Genomic DNA, 24,583 nt, shown 5'->3' with positions numbered 1-24,583 from the left:
GTGGGAGTCGTCGGGTCAGCGGTGCATGATCAGGGCCATCGCCTCGGCGCGCGACTTGGCGTCGTTCTGCAGGCCGCCGCGGACCGCGGAGGTGATGGTCTTCGCGCCGGACTTCTGGATGCCCCGCATGGCCATGCACATGTGCTCGCACTCGAGCACCACGATCACGCCGCGCGGGGCGAGGCTGGACATCAGCAGGTCGGCGATCTGCGAGGTGAGCCGTTCCTGCACCTGGGGCCGGCGGGCGAACACCTCGACCAGCCGGGCCAGCTTGGACAGGCCGGTGATCCGGCCGTCCGGCCCGGGAATGTAGCCGATGTGCGCGCTGCCCCGGAACGGCAGCAGGTGGTGCTCGCAGAGGCTCATCACGTCGATGTCCCGGACGAGCACCAGTTCCTCGTGGTTGGCCTCGAAGGTGGTGCGGAGCACCTGCGCGGGGTCGACGCGCAGGCCGGCGAAGAGTTCGGCGTATGCGCGGGCGACCCGGGCCGGGGTCTGCTGGAGGCCGTCGCGGTCGGGGTCCTCGCCGACCGCGATGAGGATCTCCCGGACGGCCTTCTCGATCCGGGGCAGGTCGACGCTCTCCTCGACCGGGCCACCGGTCAGCTTGCCGCTGATCAGGCGCGCGGCCACGTAGTCGAGCGCGTCGTCCCCGTCGGGCTCGGTCGCGGAAACGGCCGGCTCCCGGTGAGGGGAGCCGGCCGTCGGGTCGCTGCTCAGTGCGTACCGTCCGAGTTGTTGCTGGATCCGCCGACCGAGATGCCGTCGGCCGTGGCCTGCTTCTGCAGCGCGTCCTTCTCGGCCGGGGTGAGCACCGGCGGCTCGGTGGAGGGCAGGCGCTTGCCGAAGCCGTGGTAGGGGGCCATCGGCGGGCGCTTGACCACCCGGGCGGCGATCCGGGCCATGTCGGCGGTGGAGAGGGTCTCCTTCTCCATCAACTCCAGGACCATGTTGTCCAGCACGTCCCGGTATTCCACCAGGATCTCCCAGGCCTCGTCGTGGGCCAGTTCGATCAGCGCGCGCATCTCGCTGTCGATCTCGGCGGCCACCGAGTCGGAGTAGTCCCGCTCGTGGCCCATGTTGCGGCCGAGGAACGGCTCGTCGCCGCTGGTGCCGTACTTGATCGCACCGAGCTTGGAGCTCATGCCGTACTGGGTGATCATCGCGCGGGCCAGTTGGGTGGCCTTCTCGATGTCGTTGCCGGCACCGGTGGTCGGCTCGTGGAACACCAGTTCCTCGGCCGCCCGGCCGCCCAGCGCGTACGCCAGGGTGTCGATCATCTCGGCCCGGGTCTGGGTGTACTTGTCCTCGGTGGGGAGGACCAGCGTGTGACCCAGCGACCGGCCGCGGGACAGGATCGTCACCTTGTGCACCGGCGCGGCGTGCGGCAGCGCCCAGGCGACCAGCGCGTGCCCACCCTCGTGGTAGGCGGTGATCTTCTTTTCCTGGTCGCTCATCACCCGGGTGCGGCGCTGCGGACCGGCGATCACCCGGTCGATCGACTCCTCGAGCGAGTCGTTGGTGATCGCCCGCTGCTCCTTACGCGCGGTGAGCAGCGCGGACTCGTTGATCACGTTGGCCAGGTCGGCGCCGGAGAAGCCCGGGGTACGCCGGGCGACGGCGTCGAGGTCGACGTCGGGCGTGAACGGCTTGCCCTTGGCGTGCACCCGCAGGATGGCCTTGCGGCCCTCCATGTCGGGGGCGTCGACCGGGATCTGCCTGTCGAACCGGCCCGGGCGCAGCAGCGCCGGGTCGAGGATGTCCGGCCGGTTGGTGGCGGCGATCAGGATGACGCCGCCCTTGGTGTCGAAGCCGTCCATCTCGACCAGGAGCTGGTTGAGGGTCTGCTCCCGCTCGTCGTGGCCGCCGCCCATGCCGGCGCCACGGTGCCGGCCGACCGCGTCGATCTCGTCGACGAAGACGATCGCCGGGGCGTTCGACTTGGCCTGCTCGAACAGGTCACGGACCCGGCTGGCGCCGACACCGACGAACATCTCGACGAAGTCGGAGCCGGAGATCGAGTAGAACGGCACCCCGGCCTCGCCGGCCACGGCCCGGGCGAGCAGCGTCTTACCGGTTCCGGGCGGGCCGAAGAGCAGCACACCCTTCGGGATCTTGGCGCCCAGGGCCTGGTATTTCGCCGGGTTCTGCAGGAAGTCCTTGATCTCGTGCAGTTCCTCGACGGCCTCTTCCGCCCCGGCCACGTCCGCGAAGGTGGTCTTCGGCGTGTCCTTGGTGATCATCTTCGCCTTGGACTTGCCGAAGTTGAGCACCCGGGAGCCGCCGCCCTGCATCTGCGACATGAAGAACAGCAGCAGGAGCACCAGCAGCGCGATGGGCAGGAGGTTCACCAGCAGGCTGACCCAGATGCTGTCCGACGACACCTTGGTGTCGACCGCACCGGTGATCCGGTCCGCCGCCTCGGCCTCGCGGACCTGGTTCCAGACCTGGCCGCCGACCTCGTACGGGAACTGCGCCTCGATCTTGTCGGTGGTGGTGTCGTCGAACTTGGCCTTGTCCTTCAGGTCGAGCTGGAGCGTCTGCTCCTTGTCCTGGAAGACGACCTTCTCGATGCCACCCTTATTGAGCTGGTCGAGCGCAACGGATGTGTCCACCCGGTGGTAGCTGGGACCAGCGGTGAACAGTTGACTGAGCACAACGGCGCCGAGGATGACCAGGATGATCCAGACCACCGGTCGGCGGAAGAAACGCGTACGTTCCATGCTGTCGTCGGGCACCGAGGCGCCCGCATCCTCCTGATCGACGTCCTGACCGTCTGAATGGTGTCGCCGCCTCGGGCGGCGGCCGGAGCCGCCGTGCGGGCCGGCCCGACCCCCGCAGCGCGCGAACTGCCGCACCACGGTCATTCGACGGTACACCGTACGAGCGAGGTGTGAGCTTGTGAGCCCGGCACTTACGCGTAGGGCGAACCAGGGTTTGAGCCGGCGTGGCGGGGAGCTCCGCACCCGACCCACCCATGCCGCACGGTCTTGCGGCTCGAGGGGTCGGGCGTGGAGGGTGCCTCCACGTCACCGGCCCCTACCGTAGACCGAAAGACTGAGAGCCCGCTGAACGTCCGCTGACGAGCGGCCCGCCGGCGCTCAGGCCCGCGCGTAGACCTCGGGCTTCAGCACCCCGACGTAGGGCAGCTCGCGGTAGCGCTCGCCGAAGTCGAGGCCGTAGCCGACGACGAACTCGGTGGGGATGTCGAAGCCGACGTACTTCACCGGGACCTGCACCTTGACCGCGTCCGGCTTGCGGAACAGGGCGACCACCTCGACGCTGGCCGCGGAGCGCGACTCGAGGTAGCGCAGCAGCCAGGAGAGGGTCAGGCCGGAGTCGACGATGTCCTCGACGACCACCACGTGCCGGCCGGCGATGTCGCGGTCCAGGTCCTTGAGGATGCGCACCACGCCGGACGAGGTGGTGCCCTGGCCGTACGAGGAGACGGCCATGAACTCCAGCTCGGCGGGCGGGCCCTGGCGACCCAGCGCGCGGGCGAAGTCGGCCATGAACATGACCGCGCCCTTGAGCACGCAGACGAGCAGGAGACCGTCCTCGACGTGCGCGTAGTCCGCCGAGACCTGCTTGGCCAGCTCCGCCGTCTTCTCGCGGATCTGCGCCTCGGAGATGATCACGTGGTCGATGTCGGCGTCGTACCAGGAGCCGTCAGCCATGCTCCTAGCCTGCCGTACGCCGGATGGCCTCCGTCGGCGGGGCCGCCCCTTTTGGCGCGGTCCCGCCGGGGATTTTCGGCGCGAACGAAACAAATCACCTCAGCAGGTGCGGGAGCGCCAGCGCCGCCCGTCGTCGGTCGGCTTCCAGTCGGCCGAGTCACGGGTGTCGGCGGTGAGCCCGAGGGCGCTGGCCCCGACGAGCAGGAGCAGGAAGAGCAGGAGCAGCAGAACGGTCATGGCGGCGCTCGCTTTCACATGGTTGAGACTGTTTTCGCCGCCGGTGCGCACCGGACACCACCAAGTCTGCGGCCCGCCGTCCGGTGCGGACAGTGGCAGAAATGCCAGCGGGCATCGATTTCCTGCCACTGCCCGGGTTACCCTCGTCACATGCTTCGCTCCGTCGCCGTCATCGCCCTCGACGACGTCGCCGCGTTCGAACTCGGGGTACTCGCGGAGGTCTTCGGCACCGACCGCACCGTCGACGGGTTCCCCGGCTACCGGTTCGACGTCTGCACCGCCGACGGCGGCCCGGTACGCAGCCGATCCGGCTTCCTGCTCACCCCGACCGCCGACCTCACCCCGGTCGACGACGCCGACCTGGTGGCGGTGCCGGCGCACCCGGGCGACACCGCCGTGCCCGAGCCCGTGCTGGCCGCGCTGCGCCGCGCCGGCGACCGGGGCGCCTGGCTGCTCAGCGTCTGCTCCGGCGCGTTCGTGCTGGGCCGGGCCGGGCTGCTCGACGGGCGTGACTGCACCACCCACTGGCGACACGTCGACGAGCTCCAGGAGCAGTTCCCGACGGCCCGGGTCCGGTGCAACTCGCTCTACGTGCAGGACGGCCGGCTGCTGACCAGCGCCGGCACCGCCGCCGGGATCGACGCCTGCCTGCACCTGGTCCGCCAGGAGCACGGCTCGGCCGTGGCCACCCGGCTGGCCCGGCGGATGGTGGTCCCGCCGCACCGCGACGGCGGCCAGGCCCAGTACGTCGAGGCGCCCATCCCGAAGGCGCCGGAGGCCCCCACCCTGGAACCGGTGCTGGAATGGCTGATGGGTCACCTGGACCGCACCGTGACCGTGGACGAGCTGGCCGCCCGGGCCGGCATGGCCCCGCGCACCTTCGCCCGCCGGTTCCGCGCCGAGACCGGCACCACGCCGCACGACTGGCTGACCAACCAGCGGGTGCTGCTGGCCCGCCGGCTGCTGGAGGACACCACGCTCAGCGTGGAGAACGTCGCGGAGCGGGCCGGCTTCGGCGACGCGGCGACGCTGCGGCACCACTTCACCCGCCGGGTCGGCACCACACCGCAGGCCTACCGGACCACGTTCCGCGAGCGCGTCGACGCCTGACCGGCAGCGTTGAGCGGGGCCCCCGCCTCTACCGGAGGCGTTAAGCGGGGGCCCCGCCTTGCACCAGGCGGCCGGCGTGGCGGCGCACCGGCAGACCGCCGGGCAGGTGCGCCGGGCCCTGCCCGCGCCAGTCGGTGACCAGGGCGTCGAGCGCCGCCACGTGTCGGTGTGACAGGTCGGCCGGCGCGGCGCCCAACTCCCGCGCCCAGGCGTGCAGCACCCGGGAACGGACCGCCGCCGGCAACGCGGCCAGCGCGGCCACCGAGAGCCCACCGCCGGCGTCCCGGACGTCGTCGAGGGCGGCGGCGGACAGCGCGTCCAACGCCGCCACGTCGTCCGCGAGCAGGCGGGCGGTCCGGGCCAGGTTCGCCACCACGCCCGGCCCGAGCGCGTCGACAAGCGCCGGCAGCGCCTCGGCCCGGACCCGGGCCCGGGCGTACGCCGGGTCGGTGTTGTGCGGATCGGTCCACGCCGCCAGGCCGAGCGCGGCGCAGGCCGCCCGGGTGTCGCACCGCGCCACGTCGAGCAGCGGGCGCAGCAGCGGGACCCCGTCCAGCTCCCGCCGCTCCGGCATCCCGGACAACCCGCGCGGGCCGGAACCGCGCGCCAGCGCGAGAAGGACCGTCTCCGCCTGGTCGTCCCGGGTGTGCCCGAGCAGCACCCCGGCCGCGTCATGGCGCCCGGCGGCAGCGACCAACGCCTCGTAGCGGGCTGTCCGGGCGGCCGCCTCCGGGCCCCCGGGCCGGCCGGCCACCCGTACCGCGACCACCTCGACCGGGTCGAACCCGGCCGTACGCGCCCAGCCGGCGACCGCGTCGGCCCGGTCGGCGGAACCCGGCTGCAGGCCGTGGTCGACGGTCACCAGGCCGACCGGACGGCCGAGCCGCGGTGCCACGAACACGGCCGCCGCGGCCAGGGCCAGCGAATCGGGGCCGCCCGAGCAGGCCACCAGCACGGGCCCGGTCCCGGGCAGCCCGGTCAGCATCCGGCGTACGGCGAGCCGCACGGCGGCGACCGCCGGCGCCGGCGACGGCGTGCTCGCCGACCGCCCGGCCGGCGCGACCGGTTCAGCCGGCGGTCGGGGTGGCACCGGCCGGCCCGTGCACCCGGGACACCCAGGCCTCCGGGTCGCCCAGCTCGTCGAGCCGGGGCAGGGTGAGCGGGGACGAGAAGATCTTGTTGAAGCCGGCCATGCCGACCCGCTCCACCACGCCGTGCACGAACTTGCGCCCCTCGGCGTACTGGCGCATCTTGACCTCGACACCGAGCAGCCGCCGGATCGCCTTCTCCAGCGGGTTGCCGGACTCGCGACGGCGGTTGAACGCCGCCCGGATCGACTCGACGCTGGGGATGACCGCCGGGCCGACGCCGTCCATCACGAACTCGGCGTGCCCCTCCAGCAGCGTCATCAGCGCGGTCAGCCGGTCCAGCACGGCGCGCTGCGCCGGGGTCTGCACGATGTCGAGCACGCTGGAACGGCTGTCCGGGTCCTTCACCGCGTCGGAGAGCGTGGCCACCCCGCGGCGCAGGCGCTCCAACAGGTGCTCACCGCCCTGCGAGGCGTCCACGAACGCCTGGACCTCGCCGAGGAAGTAGGCGCGCATCCACGGCACGGCGGTGAACTGGGTGCGGTGGGTGACCTCGTGCAGGCACACCCACAGCCGGAAGTCACGCGGGTCGGCGCCGAGCTTCCGCTCGACCTCGACGATGTTCGGGGCCACCAGCAGCAGTTGGCCGGGGTCGCCGGCGAAGACCTCGTACTGGCCGAGCACCCGGCCGGACAGGTAGGCCAGCACGGTGCCGGCCTGCACACCGGTGAGCCGGGAGCCGATCGCCTCGGTGAACGCGCCCGGCCGCTTGTCACCGGAGAGCCGCTCGACCAGCGGGGTGACCACCTCGCGCAGCCCGGCGATGTTTGCCGCCGCCCAGTCGCGGCGGTCGACCACGCGCACCGGCGGGTGGGCCACCTGGGCCCGCAGTCCGGTGTAGTCGGCCACGTGACCGGCGGCCTCCTCGGTCAGCCGGCGCAGGTCGCCGACCACGTCGGTGGCCTCGGTGTACGACACCCGAGGGCCCGACTTGCTCAGCGCCCCCGCGGTGGCGGCGGCCAGATCCCAGTCCACGAACTGCGCCATGAACCCACCGTACCCGCGCCGCGACACCCCCACCCGGGCTCGCGCCGGCCGATCGACGCCGGTCGGTGGTCAGCGGCAGCCGCAGCCGGCCAGCGCGGAGGTGATCCGGTCGAGCGCCTGCCGGGTCTCGTCGAGCGAACCCTGCGTCCGGTCGGTCAGGACCGCGAAGGTGAGCAGCCGGCCGTCGGCGGTGGTCACCGTGCCGGCGATGGCGTTCACCCCGCTCAGCGTGCCGGTCTTGGCGCGCACCACGCCGGCGCCCGTCCGGGTGGTGGCCGCCCGGTAACGCTCGTCGAGCGTGCCGGACCATCCGCCCACCGGCAGGCCGCCGAAGATCGCGGCCAGCTCGGGGTGGCTCCCGTTCCCGGCGAGCGTGATCAGGTCGGTGAGCAGCGACGGGCTGATCCGGTTGGTGCGGGACAGCCCGCTGCCGTCGGCCAGGCTGATCTCGCCGGCCGGCAACCCCAGCCCGCCGAGCACCTCGTCGGTGGCGGCCGCGCCGCCGGCGAAGGAGCCCGGCTTGCCCTTGGCCAGCGCCACCTGGCGGGCCATCGCCTCGGCGATCACGTTGTCACTGTCGCTGATCATGATGTCGACCAGCCGGATCACCGGCAGCGACTCGACGGTGCCCAGCTCGGCGCCGGGCGCACCCGCCGCCCCGGCCGCCGGTGCGGTCCCGCGCGTCACCTGGGCGGCGCTCCCACTCAGCCCGAGCAGCTTCGCGAACTGCCGGCCGGCGGTCAGGTCCGGCTGGGGGACCCGGTCCGCGGCGTGGTTGGTCTCCTCGGCCGTGCGCCGGGCCTGCGCCGGGTCCTTGCGGGCGCCGTCGGTCATCAGTGCGGTGATCGCCGCGCCGAACCCGCCGGTGGGGATGTCCGCGTCCCACCCGGGCTCGAACACCGGGCCGCTGAACAGCGACGAGTCGACGATCACCTTCGTCGGGGCGGTGCCGCCGAGCGCGGCGCGCACCTGGGCGGCGAGGTCGTCCAGCCGGGCCGCGCCCGGGTAGAAGGCGTTCTTCCGGTCCACCGCGAGGGTGGGGTCACCGCCGCCGACCAGGACCACCTCGCCCGGGTTGGCGCCGGCCACCGCCCGGGTGGGGATCCGGTAGGCCGGGCCGCGCGCGGAGAGCACCGCGACGCCGGTGGCCAGCTTGGTCACCGAGGCGGGCACGGTCGGCGTGTCCGGCCCGCTGCCGTAGAGCGCCTGGCCGGTGGTCACGTCCGCCACCGACACGTTCACCCGGTCGCCGAGCGCGGGAGCGCGCACCAGCGGATCCAGTGCGGCGCGGATGCCGGCGCCGGTGGGCAGCGGCGCGTTGGCGTCCGGGCCGGCGAGCACCGCCTGCGGGTCGGGCTCGGGCGACGCGGCGGTCGCGCCGGACGGGGTGGCCTCGCTGCCCAGCCAGCCGGCGACCGGGCCGGGTCGGAGCACGGCCAGCCCGGCCGTGGCGAGGACCAGCACCAGCACCGTGGCGAGCACCGCGACCAGCCGGCCCCGGCGGCGCGGGCCGGCGGGCGGCGCGGAGGGCGGCGGCGGGGCCGTCCCGACCGGCGGGACGGGCGGGCTCACCGGGATCGGTGCCGGCCAGTTGCCGGGGTGCGCCCGGTCGTCGGGGCGGCCGACCCGGGCCGACCCGGTGGCGGGGGCGCCACGGTGGGTGACGTTGGCGCCGGGGACGGACACCCGGCCGGCGGCACCGGCGGAGCCGGAACCGGATCCGACGGACCGCCGCCCGTCAACCCCCTCGGGGCGGTAGTGTGAATCTTCCCTCCCCACGGCCCCCTCCTCCCCCGCTCGAATTCACCTTGGGTGACACTACTTCGGTCCGAACACTATGCGGCGGCCGGAGCCGGCGGGGGGCGTTCCTCCCGCGCGGGTGGCCAACCGCTGGGTTCCGTTAGCCAGCGTGGGCAGACGAGGGAGCGTGGAAGATGGATTTCGACGTCACGGTTGAGATCCCCAAGGGTCACCGCAACAAGTACGAGGTGGACCACGCGACCGGCCGGATCCGGCTGGACCGCACCCTCTTCACCTCCACGCAGTACCCCGCCGACTACGGCTTCATCGAGGGCACCCTGGGCGAGGACGGCGACCCGCTGGACGCGCTGGTGCTGGTGCCCGAGCCGACCTTCCCGGGCTGCCTGATCCGCTGCCGCACCATCGGCATGTTCCGGATGACCGACGAGAAGGGCGGCGACGACAAGGTCCTCTGCGTGCCCTACGAGGACCCGCGTCAGGAGCACCTGCGCGACATCCACCACCTCGGCGAGTTCGACCGGCTGGAGATCCAGCACTTCTTCGAGGTCTACAAGGACCTGGAGCCGGGCAAGTCGGTCGAGGGTGCGACCTGGGTGGGTCGGGTCGAGGCGGAGGCGGAGATCGTCAACTCGTACCGCCGGGCCAAGGAGGCCGCGGAGCGCGGCGAGACGCTGCACTGACGGCGGAACTTCCGGGCCCGGGTCGCACACGCGGCCCGGGCCTCGCCGTGTTCAGGCGAGCAGGCCACGCGCCCGGGCGTAGAGGTCGAGCACCGCGCAGGCCACCGGAACCACCGCGACCACCAGCGCGGTGTCGGCCAGGTCGGCCAGCCGGCCGAGGTACGGCGAGACCGGGCGGCGGGCGTACGTGGCGCCGGCGGTGACCGCCACCAGGGCCAGCGCCAGCCCGCCGACGACCAGCGCGAGCCGGCCACCCGGCCCGGCCCGGCCCGCGAGCACGGCGCCGAGCACTGCGTAACCGGCCAGCCCGGCGGTGATCGCCGGCACCCGGTGCCGGACCGCCACGAAGAGCCGGGAGCGCAGCAGCAGCACCGCGCAGCCGACGGCGACCAGCAGCCGCCCGGCCGTCCCGCCGGTGGCGACGAGCACCGCGGCGGCGCCCACCGCCAGCACCGCGTGCCCGAGCAGCATCCCGGTCAGCACCTCCTCGGCCCGGGCCACCGCCGCGTGCACCCGCCCCCGGTCGGGCAGGTCACGGGTGCCGGCCGGGGTGGGCAGGGTGAGCGGCGGCAGCGGCAGCTTGCCCACCCGGATGGCCAGCAGCGGCAGCCCGCCGAGGGCGAAGACCAGGACAGCGAGCAGCACGGCGGCCGCGCCGGCCGGGTCGAGCGGCAACGCACCGAGGGCGGTCGCCGCGCCGGCCGCGCCGACCGTCACACCGGCCACCGGCACCCGGGAGCGGTGCGCCACGCCGAGCAGGGCGAGCACGGCCGCCAGCAGCAGTGCCACCGAGCCGACGAGCAGTTCGGGGGCGCCGACCCAGCGCAGGCCGGGGATCGGACCGACCGGGTCACCCGAAGCGACCGCGAGCGCGCCGGCCGCCGCCGCCCAGGGCAGCGCGTACCCGCCGAGGGTGGCGCCGGCCGGGCCGTCGGAGTAGGCGCGTGAGGCCGCGGTGGCGGCGAGCACCAGGATCAGGGCGACCGCCGCGGCGACCGGCCAGCCACGCTCGCCGGGGCCGACCGAGAGCACCGCGACCAGGCCGACGGCCAACGGCACGCCGGCGCCGGCCAGCGCGGCTGTCCGGGTCGCCCCGGCCGACCAGGCGGCGCCCCGGCGGCGGGCCCCGTCGACGATCGCCTCGACCACGTCGTCGTACTCCAGCTCGGGCCACTCGGCGCGGGCCGGCACGAGATGCAGCACCTCGCCGTCGCGGACGCCCTGCGGCAGCAGCGCCTGGGCGGTCGCCAGCACCGCGCCGTCGGTGCGCCGCAGCACCCACCCGCCGTGCCGCTCACCGTCGTCGGCGAGCCCTTCCCCGGCGTGCCGGAGCACCTCCGGGAGCAGCTCGGCGAGGGGAACCTGCTCCGGCAGGGCCACGTCGACGCGGCGGCGGGGCGCGCTGATCGTGACCCGGGCGAGCCCGCTTGTCATCGACGTATCTCCATCATCGGGCCGGAACGGTGGGCTGACGGACGAGAGGACTTTACCTACTATGAGCCAGGCTCGGGTTACCGAGAGCCATGGGAGGCTGCGTGTCCACTGTCGTCATCAAGCGGCCGCCGCGCCGACCGGCCCCGGAGATCCCGGTCGGCGAGCTGCCCGTGGAGGCGCCACCGGAGATCCCCGCGGCGGCCGGCGGGCGCTGGCAGCAGGCGCTGCTGGTGCTGCCGATGCTCGGCGGCACGGTGGCCATGGCGATGATGTTCGGCCGGGGCGGCGGCGCCTACTCGTACGTGGTGGGCGGGATGTTCGGGCTCTCCTCGCTGGCGATGCTGGTGACCACCTGGGGCAACGCCGGCCCGAAGAAGTCCGAGCTGATGGCCGCCCGCCGGGAGTACCTGCGGCACCTGGCCACGCTGCGCCGCAGGGTGCGGGAGACCGCCGGCGCCCAACGGGCCGGCCTGGCCTACCGCCACCCCGAGCCGGGGCGGCTCTGGTCCACCGTCGACAGCCACCGGGTGTGGGAACGCCGGCCCGGCGACCCGGACTTCGCCGTGGTCCGGGTCGGCATCGGGCCGCAGACGCTGGCCACCCCGCTGGTCCCCCCGGTCACCCGACCGCTGGAGGAGTTGGAGCCGATGACCGCCGGGGCGCTGCGGCGCTTCCTGGACGCGTACTCGGTGGTGCCGGACCTGCCGGTGGCGCTGTCGCTGCGCAGCTTCGCCCGGGTGTTCGTGCGCGGTCCGGCCGGCGCGGTGCGCGGGTCCGGCTCGCCGGCCGCGCAGGCGCTGGCCCGGGCGGTGCTCACCCAGCTCGCGGTCTTCCACGCCCCGGACGAGCTGCTGGTCGCGGTCTGCGCCGGGCCGGAACGCCGGGACCGGTGGGAGTGGGTGAAGTGGCTGCCGCACGCCCACCATCCGGTCCGCACCGACGCGCTCGGCCCGGTGCGGCTGGTCACCAGCTCCGCCGCCGACCTGGAACGGCTCCTCGGTGACGTGCTCGGCAGCCGGTCCCGGTTCAGCCCGCACGGCCCGGCGACCGACGGGCCGCACGTGGTGGTGGTGCTCGACGGCGGCGACCTGACCGGGGCGGCCGACCTGGCCGGCGACGGCGGCATCGACGCGGTCACCGTGCTCGACCTGGACACCCCACCGCCCCGGCTGCTCGACCGGTACGCCCTGCTGCTCGACCTGGTCGACGGCCGGCTGCACTCGCACTCGTCGGAGGGGCACGCCGAGGTGGGTGCCGCGGACGCGCTGGCGCCGGCCGACGCGGAGGCGGTCGCCCGGCGGCTCGCGCCGCTACGGCTGGCCGGCACGGTACGCGGACCGGACGCGCCCGCCGGCGCCGAACCGGGCCTGCCCGAGCTGCTCGGCCTCGGCGACCCGGAGGGCTTCACCGCCGAGCAGGGCTGGGTGCCCCGCGCCGCCCGGGACCGGCTGCGGGTGCCGATCGGGGTGGGCGCCGACGGCGGGGCGATCGACCTCGACCTGAAGGAGTCGGCGCTGGACGGCATGGGCCCGCACGGGCTGCTGATCGGCGCCACCGGCTCGGGCAAGTCGGAGCTGCTCCGCACGCTGGTGCTCGGGCTGGCCGCCACGCACAGCTCGGAGCAGCTCAACTTCGTGCTCGTCGACTTCAAGGGCGGTGCCACCTTCGCGCCGTTCGAGCGGCTGCCGCACACCGCCGCCGTGATCACCAACCTGGCCGACGCGCTGCCCCTGGTCGACCGGATGGTCGACGCGATCAACGGCGAGCTGATGCGCCGGCAGGAGCTGCTGCGCCGGGCGGGCAACTTCGCGAGCGTCCGCGACTACGAGCGGGCCCGCGCGGCCGGCAGCCCGCTCGCCCCGCTGCCGTCGCTGCTGCTGATCTGCGACGAGTTCTCCGAGCTGCTCTCCGCCAAGCCCGACTTCATCGACCTCTTCGTGCAGATCGGCCGGCTGGGCCGGTCACTCGGCGTGCACCTGCTGCTGGCCAGCCAGCGGCTTGAGGAGGGGCGGCTGCGCGGGTTGGACACCCACCTGTCGTACCGGATCGGGTTGCGCACGTTCTCGGCGCTGGAGTCCCGGACGGTGCTCGGCGTGCCGGACGCGCACGAGTTGCCCCGCAGCCCGGGGCACGGCTACCTGCGCTCCGGCACCGAACCGCTGGTCCGGTTCAAGGCCGCGTACGTCTCCGGGGCGGTCCGCCGGCGCACCGGCCCGGCGGGCTCGGCCGGCGGCGGCGCCGCGCGGGTGCTCGCGTTCTCCACCCACCTGGCGCCGGTGCCCCGGCCGGCGGCGCCGGCCGCCCTCCCGGTCGAGGAGGAGAGCGGCGAGACGCTGCTCGACCTGGTGGTCGACCGGCTGGCCGGGCAGGGCCCGCCGGCGCACCGGGTGTGGCTGCCCCCGCTGGACGCCTCACCCACGCTCGACGAGCTGCTCGGCCCGGTGGGCGTCGACCCGGCCCGCGGGCTCACCGTGGCCAATCCCGAGCTGCACGGTGCGTTGCAGGTGCCGGTGGCCGTGGTGGACAAGCCGTTCGAGCAGCGGCGGGACCTGCTGTGGCTGGCCCTGGACGGCGCGGCCGGGCACGTGGCGGTGGTCGGCACCACCCGCAGCGGCCGGTCCGGGCTGCTGCGCACGCTGATCTGCGCGCTGGCGCTCACCCACACGCCGGCCGAGGTGCAGGTCTACTGCCTCGACTTCGGCGGCGGGACGTTCGGCGCGCTGCGCGACCTGCCGCACGTCGGCGGCGTCAGCGGGCGGACCGACGGCACCGCGGTCCGACGTACCGTCGGCGAGGTCGCCGGCCTGCTCGCCGAACGGGAGCGGCGGTTCACCGAGGCCGGGGTGGAGTCGATGGCGGCCTGGCGCCGACGGCGGGCCGCGACGCCGGCGGGCGGTGCGGCCGGGGCCGACCCGTTCGGCGACGTGTTCCTGGTCGTCGACGGCTGGAACACGCTGCGCGGCGAGTACGAGGACCTGGAGCCGCTGGTCACCGAGCTGGCCACCCGGGGCCTGGCGTACGGGGTGCACGTGGTGGCGAGCGCGCTGCGCTGGTCGGACTTCCGGCCGGCGATCCGTGACCTGTTCGGCTCCCGGCTGGAGTTGCGCCTCGGTGACCCGTCCGACTCGGTGGTGGTCAAGCGCGCGCTGGCGGCGACCGTGCCGGAGGAGCGGCCGGGGCGCGGGATCACCGCCGGCGGGCTGCACTTCCTCACCGCGCAGTCCCGGGTGGCCGCCCTGGGCGGCGAGAGCGGCGACCTGGTCAAGGCGGTCGCCGGCGGGTGGACCGGCCCGGTGGCGCCCCGGGTGCGGCTGCTCCCGCCGGTGCTGCCGTACGCCGAGCTGGACCAGACCGCCACCACCGGACTGGCGTTCCCGGTGGGGGTGGCCGAGGCGGACCTGTCCCCGGTGGTGCTGGACTTCGCCGCCGAGCCGAACTTCGTGGTCTTCGGCGACGCCGAGTGCGGCAAGTCGTCGTTCCTGCGCGCGCTGGCCACCTCGATCGTCGGCCGGTTCACCCCGGAGCAGGCCCGGGTGATCCTGGTCGACTACCGGCGCAGCCTGATGGGCACGATCGAGACCCCGCACCTGATCGGCTACGGCACTGCCGCGCCGCACACCACCGAGCTGGTCGAGTCGGCGGCCGGCTACCTGCAGGGGCGGCAGCCCGGCCCCGAGGTGACCCCGGCCGAGCTGCGGACCCGGTCCTGGTGGACCGGGCCGGAGCTGTTCGTGCTCGTGGACGACTACGACCTGGTGGCCGGCGGGCCGACGAACCCGTTGCGCGCGTTGGAGGAGCACCTCCCGCACGCCCGGGACGTCGGCCTGCACCTGGTGCTGGCGCGGCGCTCGGGCGGTGCCGGCCGGACCGCGTACGAGCCGATCATCCAGCGGCTGCGGGAGTTGTCCACGGCCGGACTGGTGATGTCGGGTGGCCCGGAGGAGGGGCCGCTCGTCGGTCAGGTGAAGGCCGGGCCGCTGCCCCCCGGCCGGGCGCGACTGGTCACCCGCCGTGAGGGCGTACGTCTGGTGCAGTTGGCTCATCTCCCGCCCGGGTGAGCCAGGTACGCGGAGTTGCCCCGTGACGGCCGGGACAACCGGTAATCTCCGAGCAGCATGTGTCGGAAGCGACGGAATGGCTGGGGAATGTGACCAGGGATCGGCAGGGACTTCCCGGCGTGCCGCCCCGGCGTCTCGCCGGGCGGGCGTTGCTCGCCGCCGTGGCGGCGCTGGCCGTCACGGCCGGTCCGCTGGCGCCTCCGGCGCACGCCGCGCCGGCCGCCCCCGTCGCCGCGCTCCGCACCGACCAGGTCCGCGACGAGCAGTGGCAGTTGAAGGAGCTGCGGGCGAAGACCGCCTGGCGGACCTCCACCGGGCGCGGCGTGGTGGTCGCGGTGATCGACTCCGGGGTGGACGCTTCCCATCCCGACCTGGCCGGTCAGGTGTTGCCCGGCCTCGACCTGGTCGATCCGGCCGGCGGCGGGGACGAGCCGGACCCGGTCGGGCACGGCACCACGGTGGCCGGCCTGATCGCCGGGCGGGCCGACGACGACCGGGGCGTGGTGGGCCTGGCGCCGGACGCCAGGATCCTGCCGATCCGGGTGTTGGACGCCGAGAACCGCTACGACGACGCCCTGGTCATCGCGAAGGCGGTGCGCTGGGCGGTCGACAACGGCGCCCGGGTGGTCAACCTGTCGCTCGGCGGCAGCGGTGACAGCCCGGCCCTGGCCGCCGCGCTCGACTACGCCTTCGCCCGGGACGTGGTGGTGGTCGCCTGCACCGGCAACCTGGCCACCTCGACCACCACGAAGGTCTGGTACCCGGCCCGGGAGCCGGGCGTGCTGGCGGTCACCGGCCTGGACCGCGACAGCGAGAACCTCTGGTCCGGCTCGATCACCGGCCACGAGACGGTCCTGAGCGCCCCCGCCACCGCTCTCTACGGCGCCCGCTCGCGGGGCGGCTACTGGCGGGTCCAGGGAACGAGTTTCGCCGCGCCGCTGGTCGCCGCGACGGCCGCCCTGGTCCGCGCCCGCTATCCGAAGATGACGGCCGGTGACGTGGTCAACCGGCTGGTCAGCACCGCCCGGGATCTGGGCCCCACCGGCCGGGACGACCGCTTCGGCTACGGCATGGTCGACCCGGTGGCCGCGCTCACCGCCGACGTGGCGGCGGTGGGGCAGAACCCGCTGGACGACAACGCCTCCCCCGGCGTGGTGGGCTTCGGGCCCGCCCCCGGTGCGGGCCCGGACACCCGGGCCGCGGTGGCGGGGCAGGGCGGTGACCCGTTCGGCGGCCCGAAGCAGACCGGGTGGTCGGCCCGCCCGGCGGGCCAGGCCGAGGTCTCCGCGCCGGAGCGGCTATGGACCGGTCTGGCTCTGTTCGTCGCCCTGCTCACCGGTGCCGCGCTGATGGTGCGCCGGTTCCGGCGGGCCCGCCGCTGACCGGTCTGACCGGGCCCGGTCCGGGGTAGTGAACGGCACATGAACAGCACCGGTCCGACGTCCGTCCGTGACCGGTCCTGGCGGCGCCGCCGCCTGGACCCCGATCACTCGCTGGGCCTGCGGCTCACCCTGGCCGCCGCCGCGGCGGTCCTGGTGCTGGTGCCGTTCGCCCTGCTCGCGCTGCTGGTCCTGGGCGCGTGGCCGCCGCTGCTCCGGCTGGACGCGTCGGTCACCGACGCGTTCCACGGCTACGCGCTGGAGCATCCGGCGTGGGTGCGGGCGATGACGGTGTGGACGCACGTGTTCGGGCCGGGCCCGCTGCGGGTGGCCGCCGCGGTTGTGGTGGTCTGGCTGCTGCGGCGTCGGGCTCCGCGGCTGGCCGTCTGGGTGGTCACCACGATGCTCGTGGGTGGGCTGCTCGGCGCGTTGCTCAAGCTGCTGGTCGGCCGGAACCGGCCGGATCTGCTGGAGCCGGTGGCCCGGGCCGCCGGTTACTCCTTCCCGTCCGGGCACGCGCTGACCGCGGCGCTGGCCGCCGGGGTGCTGCTGCTGGTCTTCCTGCCGTTCGTCCAACACAGCCGGGCCGGGCGGGTCGCGTTGTGGACGGCGGCGACGCTGCTGACGGTGGTGACCGGGCTCAGCCGGATCGCGTTGGGCGTGCACTGGACCAGCGACGTGGTGGGCGGTTGGGTGCTGGGGACGGCCGTGGTCGCGGCCACCGCGGCCGGGTTCGCCACCTGGCGGACCGGGGCCGGTCACCGGCGGGTCCGCCCGCTGCGGGAGGGCGTCGAGCCGGAGCTGGCCGACCCGGGACCGGCGGACAGACGGGCGTAACTGAACGCCCGCAGGGGTATAGGGCGGCTCATGTCCGATGTCGCGGTCCAGATCGCCCGGCGGGTCCTGCTGCCGGTGTCCCTGCTCTTCGCCGTCATGGTGGGGCTGGGCCTCCTGGTCACCCGGGTGTTCACGCACACGTGGCCGTTCACCGTGGAGGACGGGGTGAACCGCGAGTTCGCGGGCGACCGGTCGCCCGGCTGGAACGACGTGTCGCTGGTCTTCAGCACGCTGGCCAGCACCCAGATGATCGTCGTGGTGACGGTGCTGGCGGCGCTGGTACTGCGGCTGGTGCTGCACCGCTGGCGGGAGCCGATCTTCCTCTGCGCGGCGGTCATCGCGCAGGCGCTGATCTTCCTGTTCACCACCATGGTCATCGACCGGAACCGGCCCGCCGTGGAGCACATGGACGCCTCCCCGCCGACCTCCAGCTTCCCCTCCGGGCACACCTCGGCGGCGACCGCGCTCTACGTCGGTCTGGCCGTGCTGCTGGCACTGCGGTCGCGCAGCACCCCGGCCAAGGTCGCCTGGTGGACGCTGCTGGTGCTGGTGCCGGTCGGTGTGGCGCTCACCCGGATGTACCGGGGCATGCACCACCCCAGCGACGTGGTCGCCTCGTTCCTCAACGGCGGCACCTGCGTGGCGATCATGGCCCGGGCGGTGCTCGACAAGACGCTCACCTGGGGTCGCGCGAAGTTGTCGCCGATCCGGCCGGGTGACGACGTGGCGCCCGCCGCGGCGCCGGCCGGCGGCTGACCGCCGCGCCGGTCGCCCGCCCGCCGGCCGGTACAGAAATCGGCCGCCGGTCGCCGGTCAGGTGCAGTCGCCGGTGGCGACGCCCCGGGTACGCTCCGCGCCGGTCAGCGCCACCGACCGTGCCTCGGCCGCGGTCACCGCGAAGCCGGTGTTCGGGTCGTCCGCCGCCGCCGCGAAGATCACGCCGAGCACCAGGCCGTTCGAGGAGACCAGCGGGCCGCCGGAGTTGCCGCTGCGCACCAGCGCCCGGATCGTGTAGATCTCCCGCGTCACGTCGCCGGACGAGTAGATGTCCGGCCCGGTGATCCGGTCGACGTCCCGCACCCGGGCCGGCCGGGCGTCGTACGGGCCGTCGAGGGGGAAGCCGAGCACGATCGCGTCCGCGCCGCTGGCGGCGGCCCCGGCGGCGAAGCGCAGCGACGGCCCGGGCAGCCCCGGCACGTAGAGCACGGCCAGGTCCCGATCCGGGTCGTAGACCACCACCTCGCCGTCGTAGCGCTCGCCGCGCAGCTCCACCGCCACCGAGCGGGTGCCGGCCACCACGTGCGCGTTGGTCATCACCCGGTCGTCGGCGTAGACGAAGCCGGAACCCTCGATCCGGCGGGAGCAGCTCGGCGCGGAGCCGAGCACCTTCACCACGGACCGCTTGCTGTTCTGCACCACCTGGGAGTTGGCCAGCGCCGGGTCGGGCGGCGAGACCTGGCGCGCGTTGGTGCTGCCCAGGCCGTTGAACACGTCGGGGAAGCCGTTGGTGTCGACGGTGTCCCGCAGGGCGGTGGAGAGGTCCTGGGCCCGGTCGGGCAGCACCCGGTCCACCACGGTGAGCAGCGCGCTGTCCTTCACCGAGGCGGCCAGCCAGGGCACCGAGGACGAACCCAGCGGCACCGCGACCAGCCAGGCCACCAGCATGACCGCGATGACCGAGATGAACGCGCCGCCGACGTCGTCGACCTTCTTCCCGGTCGGCCCGGTGATGGCCGCGCGCAGGTTGGAGCCGAGCCAGCCGGCCAACGCCTGGCCCAGGACGGCCAGCCCGAAGATGGCCACCAGGGAGATCAGCACCCGGGTGCCGCTGGACGCGAACTGCTGGGCGATCAGCGGGCCGATCTGGAGGCCGAGCAACGCGCCCAGGAAGAACCCGGAGAACGACAGGGCACCGATGACGAAGCCCTGACGGTATCCGCTGATCGCGAACACGAGCATGAGCAGGAGCAGTACGAGATCCACGGCGGACACGCCCCAAGGGTACGGGCACCGGGCTCGCGGCCGGCTCAGCGCTCGCTGAACGTGACCTGAGGATCCGTGCGGGTGATCAGCGCACCGGGCTCTCGTCGGCGGCGTCGGTGCCGGCCGACGGCGCGGGGGCGGCGACGGGCGGCAGCTCCACCACCCGCGAGCGCGGCCAGGGGCGGGCCCAGCCGCCCATCTCCAGCAGCGTGTCGATCACGCCGGCGGTGAACCCCCAGACCAGCATGCCGCGCGCCGAGAAGGCCGGCCCGATCCAGCCGCTGGGGTGGCGGACCCGCATCCGGTTGTCCGGGTCGACCAGCTCGGCGACCGGTAGCCGGGCGACGTGCGCGACCTCGGCCGGCTCACGCGGGTGCACCGGGTGCGGGTCGTGCCACCAGGCGAGCACCGGGGTGACCACGAAGTCGCTGACCGGGATCCAGAGCCGGGGCAGCTCGGCCAGCACGGTGACGCTGCCCGGGTCGAGGCCGACCTCCTCGTTCGCCTCGCGCAGCGCGGTGGCCCGGGCGTCGGCGTCCTCCGGGTCGGCGGCGCCGCCGGGGAAGGCCGGTTGACCGGCGTGGTTGCGCAGTGTCGCGGCGCGTTGGAGGACCAGCACGTCCGGCCCGACGCCGGGCTCCTCGCCGAGCAGCACCAGCACGGCGCTCTCCCGGCCGCCGGTCTCGGGGGTGGTGAGCCGGGTGAAGTCCTCCGCCCGCGCCGTGCCGAGCCGGCCCAGCAGCGGGTCGAGCCAGGCCGGCGGCCGTCGGGTCATACCCGCACCCCGAGGTGGGTCCGCACGAGCGTCGCGAGGCGGGCGTCGTCGAGCGCGCCGGTGCCCTCGATGTGCCGGATCCGGCCGTCGGCGCCGACCAGGACGGTCAGCGGGAACGCGCTGCGTTCGAGCGCGCGCTCGAACGCGTCGCCCTGGTCGACGAGCATCGGGAAACCGACGCCGAAGTCCTCGCCGATGGACTGCGCGCCGCCGCGGCTGTCCCGGCTGTTCACGCCGATCACCTGGAACCGGCCGTCGGCCCGTTCGCTGAGGCGCTGGAAGGCGGGCAGTTCCTTGCGGCAGGGCGCGCACCAGGACGCCCACACGTTGATCACGGCGGGGCCCTTGACGTCGCGCAGCTTGACCGGCGTGCCACCGGTGAAGCAGTTGAGCGCGAGGTCGGGCAGCGGGCCGAGGGGCTTTCCGGCCGGCGAGGGCACGGCCGAGGCCGGCGCGACGGTCAGCGGGGCGCAGTCGGCGAACGGGGACGGACGTTCCGCCCGGGTGGCCGGCGCCGGGCCGGCCGGCTCCTCGGCCGTGGCGGTGCAACCCGCCGCCGCCAGCAGCACCAGCGGGACGAGCAGGCGGGCGAGCCGGCGGGTCACGGCGCGTCCGCCACGGCCGCCTGCTGCGGCACCAGGTCGGGATCGAGGCCGACGGCCGCCGCGAGGTCCCGCGCGCGGGGACCCTTCAGCAGCTTCGCCGCCGCGGCCGGCTCGGTCGGCCCGGTGCCGTAGGCGGGGCAGAGCTTCGCCAGTGTGCACGCGCCGCAGGCCGGCTTGCGCGCGTGGCAGACCCGGCGGCCGTGGAAGATGATCCGGTGCGACAGCATGGTCCAGTCGCGCTTCGGGTAGAGGGCGCCGATCTCGTGCTCAATCTTGACCGGGTCGGTCTCGGTGGTCAGCTGCCAGCGCTGCACAAGCCGCTGGAAGTGGGTGTCGACGGTGATGCCCGGGACGTCGAACGCGTTGCCGAGGATGACGTTGGCGGTCTTGCGCCCGATCCCCGGCAGGGTGACCAGGTCGACCAGCTTGCCCGGGACCTCGCCGTCGTAGCGCTCGCAGAGCGCGCGGCCCAGGTTGATCAGTGAGCTGGTCTTGTTGCGGTAGAAGCCGGTGGGCCGGATCAGCTCCTCCATCTCGCCGCGGTCCGCCCCGGCGTAGTCGGCGGCGGAGCGGTAGCGGGCGAACAGCTTCGGCGTGACCTCGTTGACCTTCTTGTCGGTGCACTGGGCGGACAGGATCGTCGCGACCGCCAACTCCAACGCGTTGGAGTGGTCGAGTTCGCAGTGCGCGTCGGGGTGGGTCTCGGTCAGCACCCGCCCGATGCGGCGGGCCCGACGCGTACGGCCGAGGTCGGTCTCGGGGGAGCGCGTGGTCACGCCGGCCAGCCTACGTCGCGGGGCCGACGCTCCGGTGGGTCGACGCGGGCGGCGTGCGCTCAGCCACCCTTCGGCGCGCTGATCTTGCCGGACGCGTCGATCTTCGCGCCGGTGTCCGGGAAGTCGGCCCGGGTCACCTCGCGGACCAGACCGAGGCCGCGGTCCTGCCGGTCGACGGCCGGCCGACCGACGCCGTTCATCGCGGTCGAGGTGAACGTGCCGCCGGCGAAGCGGCCCTCGGCGGTGAGCGACACCTTGAGCACGCCGCCCCACCCGAGCCGGCCGGCGCTGTTCAGCGACTTCCCGCCGCCGGCGAAGTTGCCCAGGCTGTAGGCGATCAGCCGGCCCTGGTAGAACTCCATGCCGCGCAGCACGTGCGGGCCGTGCCCGATCACCAGGTCGGCGCCGGCGTCGATCACGGTGCGGGCGAAGCGCATCGGGTCGCCCCGGTTCTCGCCCACGTACGTCTCGGTGCCCGGCTTGACCCTGGTCTTCTCGGCGCCCTCGGCACCCATGTGCACCTGCACCACGACCAGCTTGGCCATCCCCTTGGCCATTTCGATGACCTGCTTGGCGGCGTCGAGGTCGACCAGGCTGTTCGACCAGGGGTACGACGAGAAGCCGACCACTGCGACCTTGACGCCCTTGACGTCGACCACGGTGATCTCGCCGGGCGCCCCGGTGTGCTTGAGCCCGTGCGCCTCCAGCGCCGACTGGGTGTTCTCGTAGCCCTGCTGGCCGTAGTCGTTGCCGTGGTTGTTGGCCTGGTTGAGCAGTTGGAACCCGGCCGAGCGCAGGTGCGCCGCGTAGCCGGGCGGCGCCCGGAACTGGTAGCAGTTCTTCGGGTTCGGGCCGCACTTGCCGGCGCCGGTGTCCTCGGTGAGCGGCTCCTCCAGGTTGCCCATCACCAGGTCGCCCTTGAGCGCGGACTTCACGTCGTCGAAGAAGCCCTTGCCGCCGTTCGGCGGCAGCCGGTTGGGCGCGTTCCCCATGATCACGTCACCGGTCGCGGTGAGGGAGATCGACGCCTCGGTCGTCCCGTCGGTCGCCGCCGGCTGGTCGCCGGTCGCGGGGCCGGCCGAGCCGGTCGACCCGCCACCCTGCCCGGTCTGCCAGAGCGGGTCGTCGGTGCCGCCGGAGTCGGAGCAGCCGGCGGCGAGGAGGACGGCGAGGAGCGCGACGAGCGCGACGAGGCGCGAGCCGGGGGCCGGACGGCCGGGGACGGCACGGCGCGGGCCGGGACCGGCCGGGTGCGGGCCGGCGGCGCGGCGGGAACGGGGCAGAGAGCGGGCGGGAGCGTACATCGTCGGCGACGCTACCGTGCCGGGAACGCCACGACGAGGACCGAATGGCCGGAATACCCGGACCGGCGGTTGTCGGCGGGGCCCGCCGACCCGCCTCGGGCCGGCCGCGCGCCGCCGCGGCCCGTCGGCCGGCCCGCCCGGTCGGACCGGGCACGACGGCACGTCAGCGGCCGACCGGTCGGACCGGGGCACGTCAGCCGGCCCGCCGGTCGGACCAGGGCACGACGGTGCCGGCGCCCCCGGCGCGGACGGCGGCGTGCACGGCGCGGGCCAGCGGGGCGCCCCAGGTCGAGCGCGGGCCGCCGTACGGGGCCGGCTCGCCGTCGGCCGGGCAGAGCACGGTGACCGCGTCGGTGGCGGTGCCGGTGGCAGGCAGTCCCAGGTCCCAGATCGCCTGCGCCTTCGCCTCGGTGGCCGTGGCCACCGCGTTGACCAGCGCCGCGTCACCGAGGCGGGCCGGCACGTACACGACGATGTTGACCGTGCCGACGCGTTGGGCGGGCGTCGCGGGCGCCGGCGCGGCGGCCCACACCGGGGTCCCCAGGCCGACGGTCGCCCAGACCCGCACGTCGCGGTCCGTCCGGCGCACCACTTCGGCCACGTCCACCCCGGTCAGCAGCCCGACCCCGGGCCCGGCCAGGTCGAGGTCGCGGGCCAGCTCGGCCAGGTGGGCGGCGGGGTCGTCCCGGTCGTACGACATCGGCACGGTCGCGTTCAGCACCCACCGGCGGACGCCGATCCCCCCACCCAGCGGGGCGGAGCCGACCGCCAGCAGCGGCGTCTCGGCCCGCCAGCACAGCAACGGGATGTCCCACCCGGATTCGGACCGGCTGGTCAGGGTCGGCTCGCTCAGCACGCCGGTCACCCTACGATCACAGGTGGGAACGGGTGGTGCCGGCCCGGCCCGGAGGGCGGGGATCCAGGGGTGCACCTCCGATTCCTGCTCATGTGCGCCTAGACTGGCGGCGCGCGAGGGATCAGCGGACGGCGGACCCGGGCCGACGGACGGCACGCGCAGGCGGAGGTGCGCGATGGACGAGGTACTGGCCCGCAGCGGGATCTTCCAGGGTGTCGACCCGGAGGCTGCCGAGGCGCTCGCCAAGGAGATGGAGACGATCGACGTCCGCAAGGGCGAGGTGGTCTTCAACGAGGGCGAGCCCGGCGACAGTCTCTACATCCTCCTGTCCGGCAAGATCAAGGTGGGCCGCCGCGCCGCGGACGGCCGGCAGAACCTGATCGCCGTGATGGGCCCGTCGGACATGGTCGGCGAGTTGTCGCTGTTCGACCCCGGCCCGCGGACGGCGACCGCCACCGCGGTCACCGACACCCGGCTGGTCCGGCTGCGCAAGCAGGCCCTGCGGCCGTGGCTCAACAACCGGCCCGAGATCGCCGAGCAACTGCTCCGGGTGCTGGCCCGCAGGCTGCGCCGGACGAACGACTCGCTCGCCGACCTGATCTTCACGGACGTGCCGGGCCGGGTCGCCAAGAACCTGCTCCAGATGGCCGGCCGGTTCGGCACCCGTGACGGCGGCGTGCTGCGGGTGACCCACGACCTCACCCAGGAGGAGATCGCCCAGCTCGTCGGCGCCTCCCGGGAGACCGTCAACAAGGCGCTCGCCGACTTCGCCTCCCGCGGCTGGCTGCGGCTGGACGGCAAGAGCATCATCATCCTCGACCCGGAGCGCCTGGCCCGTCGCGCCCGCGTCTGACCCACCGCCGGCCCGGGTTGCTCCCCGGCCGTCCTTCGTCCCGGCCCGGACCGCCGCACGCGGTCCGGGCCGGTTCCGTCCGGGCCGGTGCTCGATCGGGCCGGTGCTCGATCGGGCCGGTGC

21 protein-coding genes are annotated in these 24,583 nt (G+C 74.5%); 7 read left to right on the top strand and 14 right to left on the bottom strand.

Going from position 1 to position 24,583, the window contains the following annotated elements; genetic code table 11:
* Window positions 1–15: 15 nt before the first annotated feature.
* The 4 genes from folE to O7598_RS00970 form a co-directional block, all read right to left on the bottom strand.
* Entirely contained in the window at window positions 16–633 is a 618-nt protein-coding gene (folE, locus tag O7598_RS00985; RefSeq protein WP_269689581.1) for a GTP cyclohydrolase I FolE, read from the bottom strand.
* Between the two features lie 83 nt (window positions 634–716).
* A complete protein-coding gene (gene ftsH, locus O7598_RS00980) occupies window positions 717–2,723 on the bottom strand; it encodes an ATP-dependent zinc metalloprotease FtsH (protein WP_269689580.1) in 2,007 nt (668 codons plus the stop codon).
* A gap of 378 nt (window positions 2,724–3,101) precedes the next feature.
* Complete coding sequence (gene hpt / locus O7598_RS00975; RefSeq protein ID WP_091070183.1) at window positions 3,102–3,677, bottom strand: hypoxanthine phosphoribosyltransferase; 576 nt, start codon at window positions 3,675–3,677, stop codon at window positions 3,102–3,104.
* Window positions 3,678–3,776: 99 nt separating this feature from the next.
* Window positions 3,777–3,914, bottom strand: coding sequence for a hypothetical protein (locus O7598_RS00970; protein ID WP_172967895.1), 138 nt, complete (start codon window positions 3,912–3,914; stop codon window positions 3,777–3,779).
* Window positions 3,915–4,064: 150 nt separating this feature from the next.
* Between O7598_RS00970 and O7598_RS00965 the strand changes: the two genes are divergently transcribed.
* A complete protein-coding gene (locus O7598_RS00965) occupies window positions 4,065–5,024 on the top strand; it encodes a GlxA family transcriptional regulator (RefSeq protein ID WP_269689579.1) in 960 nt (319 codons plus the stop codon).
* 40 nt (window positions 5,025–5,064) lie between these two features.
* Here the strand turns inward: O7598_RS00965 and tilS are convergent, their stop codons facing one another.
* The 3 genes from tilS to dacB all read right to left on the bottom strand — a co-directional run bounded on the left by tilS (window position 5,065) and on the right by dacB (window position 8,641).
* Complete coding sequence (gene tilS, locus O7598_RS00960; protein ID WP_269694702.1) at window positions 5,065–6,009, bottom strand: tRNA lysidine(34) synthetase TilS; 945 nt, start codon at window positions 6,007–6,009, stop codon at window positions 5,065–5,067.
* A gap of 82 nt (window positions 6,010–6,091) precedes the next feature.
* Window positions 6,092–7,159 carry a zinc-dependent metalloprotease gene (locus tag O7598_RS00955; protein ID WP_269689578.1) on the bottom strand — a complete coding sequence of 356 codons (1,068 nt, stop codon included), beginning with the start codon at window positions 7,157–7,159 and terminating at the stop codon, window positions 6,092–6,094.
* 69 nt (window positions 7,160–7,228) lie between these two features.
* Complete coding sequence (dacB, locus tag O7598_RS00950) at window positions 7,229–8,641, bottom strand: D-alanyl-D-alanine carboxypeptidase/D-alanyl-D-alanine endopeptidase (RefSeq protein WP_442929912.1); 1,413 nt, start codon at window positions 8,639–8,641, stop codon at window positions 7,229–7,231.
* 452 nt (window positions 8,642–9,093) lie between these two features.
* Here dacB and O7598_RS00945 point away from each other — a divergent pair, with 452 nt between their 5' ends.
* Window positions 9,094–9,600: an inorganic diphosphatase gene (locus O7598_RS00945; RefSeq protein WP_091070192.1), complete on the top strand. Its 507-nt coding sequence runs from the start codon at window positions 9,094–9,096 to the stop codon at window positions 9,598–9,600.
* Between the two features lie 51 nt (window positions 9,601–9,651).
* On the opposite strand, the gene eccD is transcribed toward O7598_RS00945, so the two are convergent.
* A complete protein-coding gene (gene eccD, locus O7598_RS00940) occupies window positions 9,652–11,034 on the bottom strand; it encodes a type VII secretion integral membrane protein EccD (RefSeq protein ID WP_269689577.1) in 1,383 nt (460 codons plus the stop codon).
* A gap of 101 nt (window positions 11,035–11,135) precedes the next feature.
* Here eccD and eccCa point away from each other — a divergent pair, with 101 nt between their 5' ends.
* From eccCa to O7598_RS00920, 4 genes are all read left to right on the top strand, one after another.
* Window positions 11,136–15,092, top strand: coding sequence for a type VII secretion protein EccCa (eccCa, locus tag O7598_RS00935; protein WP_269689576.1), 3,957 nt, complete (start codon window positions 11,136–11,138; stop codon window positions 15,090–15,092).
* Window positions 15,093–15,181: 89 nt separating this feature from the next.
* Window positions 15,182–16,474 carry a type VII secretion-associated serine protease mycosin gene (mycP, locus tag O7598_RS00930; RefSeq protein WP_269689575.1) on the top strand — a complete coding sequence of 431 codons (1,293 nt, stop codon included), beginning with the start codon at window positions 15,182–15,184 and terminating at the stop codon, window positions 16,472–16,474.
* A 39-nt stretch (window positions 16,475–16,513) separates the two neighbouring features.
* A complete protein-coding gene (locus O7598_RS00925) occupies window positions 16,514–17,308 on the top strand; it encodes a phosphatase PAP2 family protein (protein ID WP_269689574.1) in 795 nt (264 codons plus the stop codon).
* 30 nt (window positions 17,309–17,338) lie between these two features.
* The gene (locus O7598_RS00920; RefSeq protein ID WP_269689573.1) at window positions 17,339–18,064 is read left to right on the top strand and encodes a phosphatase PAP2 family protein; all 726 of its coding nucleotides are present in this window, start codon (window positions 17,339–17,341) and stop codon (window positions 18,062–18,064) included.
* A gap of 57 nt (window positions 18,065–18,121) precedes the next feature.
* Here O7598_RS00920 and O7598_RS00915 read toward each other — a convergent pair whose 3' ends face one another.
* The 6 genes from O7598_RS00915 to O7598_RS00890 all read right to left on the bottom strand — a co-directional run bounded on the left by O7598_RS00915 (window position 18,122) and on the right by O7598_RS00890 (window position 23,607).
* Window positions 18,122–19,300, bottom strand: coding sequence for a MarP family serine protease (locus O7598_RS00915; protein ID WP_269689572.1), 1,179 nt, complete (start codon window positions 19,298–19,300; stop codon window positions 18,122–18,124).
* A 76-nt stretch (window positions 19,301–19,376) separates the two neighbouring features.
* Window positions 19,377–20,066: an NUDIX hydrolase gene (locus tag O7598_RS00910; RefSeq protein ID WP_091070208.1), complete on the bottom strand. Its 690-nt coding sequence runs from the start codon at window positions 20,064–20,066 to the stop codon at window positions 19,377–19,379.
* Entirely contained in the window at window positions 20,063–20,671 is a 609-nt protein-coding gene (locus O7598_RS00905; RefSeq protein ID WP_269689571.1) for a TlpA family protein disulfide reductase, read from the bottom strand. Before O7598_RS00905 ends, O7598_RS00910 begins: the two co-directional genes overlap by 4 nt.
* A complete protein-coding gene (gene nth, locus O7598_RS00900; protein ID WP_269689570.1) occupies window positions 20,668–21,447 on the bottom strand; it encodes an endonuclease III in 780 nt (259 codons plus the stop codon). Before nth ends, O7598_RS00905 begins: the two co-directional genes overlap by 4 nt.
* Window positions 21,448–21,506: 59 nt before the next feature.
* The gene (locus O7598_RS00895; RefSeq protein ID WP_442929911.1) at window positions 21,507–22,730 is read right to left on the bottom strand and encodes a CapA family protein; all 1,224 of its coding nucleotides are present in this window, start codon (window positions 22,728–22,730) and stop codon (window positions 21,507–21,509) included.
* A gap of 214 nt (window positions 22,731–22,944) precedes the next feature.
* Window positions 22,945–23,607, bottom strand: a complete 663-nt coding sequence (locus O7598_RS00890; protein WP_269689568.1) for an adenosylcobinamide amidohydrolase — start codon at window positions 23,605–23,607, stop codon at window positions 22,945–22,947.
* Between the two features lie 175 nt (window positions 23,608–23,782).
* On the opposite strand from O7598_RS00890, the gene O7598_RS00885 reads away from it, so the two are divergent.
* On the top strand, window positions 23,783–24,460 hold the full coding sequence (locus O7598_RS00885) for a Crp/Fnr family transcriptional regulator (RefSeq protein ID WP_088976469.1): 678 nt from the start codon (window positions 23,783–23,785) through the stop codon (window positions 24,458–24,460).
* Window positions 24,461–24,583 lie beyond the last annotated feature (123 nt).

The sequence above is a fragment of the Micromonospora sp. WMMC241 genome (assembly GCF_027460165.1).
Classification (GTDB): domain Bacteria; phylum Actinomycetota; class Actinomycetes; order Mycobacteriales; family Micromonosporaceae; genus Micromonospora; species Micromonospora humi.
Note: the sequence above shows the minus strand (reverse complement) of the source record. Positions and strands in the feature narration are given on the sequence as shown.

What these genes read in the sequence shown, in the direction of transcription:
- ftsH (WP_269689580.1), bottom strand. Translation starts at nt 2,723, where the DNA reads ATGGAACGTACGCGTTTCTTCCGCCGACCGGTGGTCTGGATCATCCTG.
- O7598_RS00970 (WP_172967895.1), bottom strand. Translation starts at nt 3,914, where the DNA reads ATGACCGTTCTGCTGCTCCTGCTCTTCCTGCTCCTGCTCGTCGGGGCC.
- O7598_RS00885 (WP_088976469.1), top strand. Translation starts at nt 23,783, where the DNA reads ATGGACGAGGTACTGGCCCGCAGCGGGATCTTCCAGGGTGTCGACCCG.
- eccD (WP_269689577.1), bottom strand. Translation starts at nt 11,034, where the DNA reads ATGACAAGCGGGCTCGCCCGGGTCACGATCAGCGCGCCCCGCCGCCGC.
- O7598_RS00965 (WP_269689579.1), top strand. Translation starts at nt 4,065, where the DNA reads ATGCTTCGCTCCGTCGCCGTCATCGCCCTCGACGACGTCGCCGCGTTC.
- O7598_RS00925 (WP_269689574.1), top strand. Translation starts at nt 16,514, where the DNA reads ATGAACAGCACCGGTCCGACGTCCGTCCGTGACCGGTCCTGGCGGCGC.
- O7598_RS00910 (WP_091070208.1), bottom strand. Translation starts at nt 20,066, where the DNA reads ATGACCCGACGGCCGCCGGCCTGGCTCGACCCGCTGCTGGGCCGGCTC.
- hpt (WP_091070183.1), bottom strand. Translation starts at nt 3,677, where the DNA reads ATGGCTGACGGCTCCTGGTACGACGCCGACATCGACCACGTGATCATC.
- O7598_RS00920 (WP_269689573.1), top strand. Translation starts at nt 17,339, where the DNA reads ATGTCCGATGTCGCGGTCCAGATCGCCCGGCGGGTCCTGCTGCCGGTG.
- O7598_RS00945 (WP_091070192.1), top strand. Translation starts at nt 9,094, where the DNA reads ATGGATTTCGACGTCACGGTTGAGATCCCCAAGGGTCACCGCAACAAG.
- tilS (WP_269694702.1), bottom strand. Translation starts at nt 6,009, where the DNA reads ATGCTGACCGGGCTGCCCGGGACCGGGCCCGTGCTGGTGGCCTGCTCG.
- O7598_RS00955 (WP_269689578.1), bottom strand. Translation starts at nt 7,159, where the DNA reads ATGGCGCAGTTCGTGGACTGGGATCTGGCCGCCGCCACCGCGGGGGCG.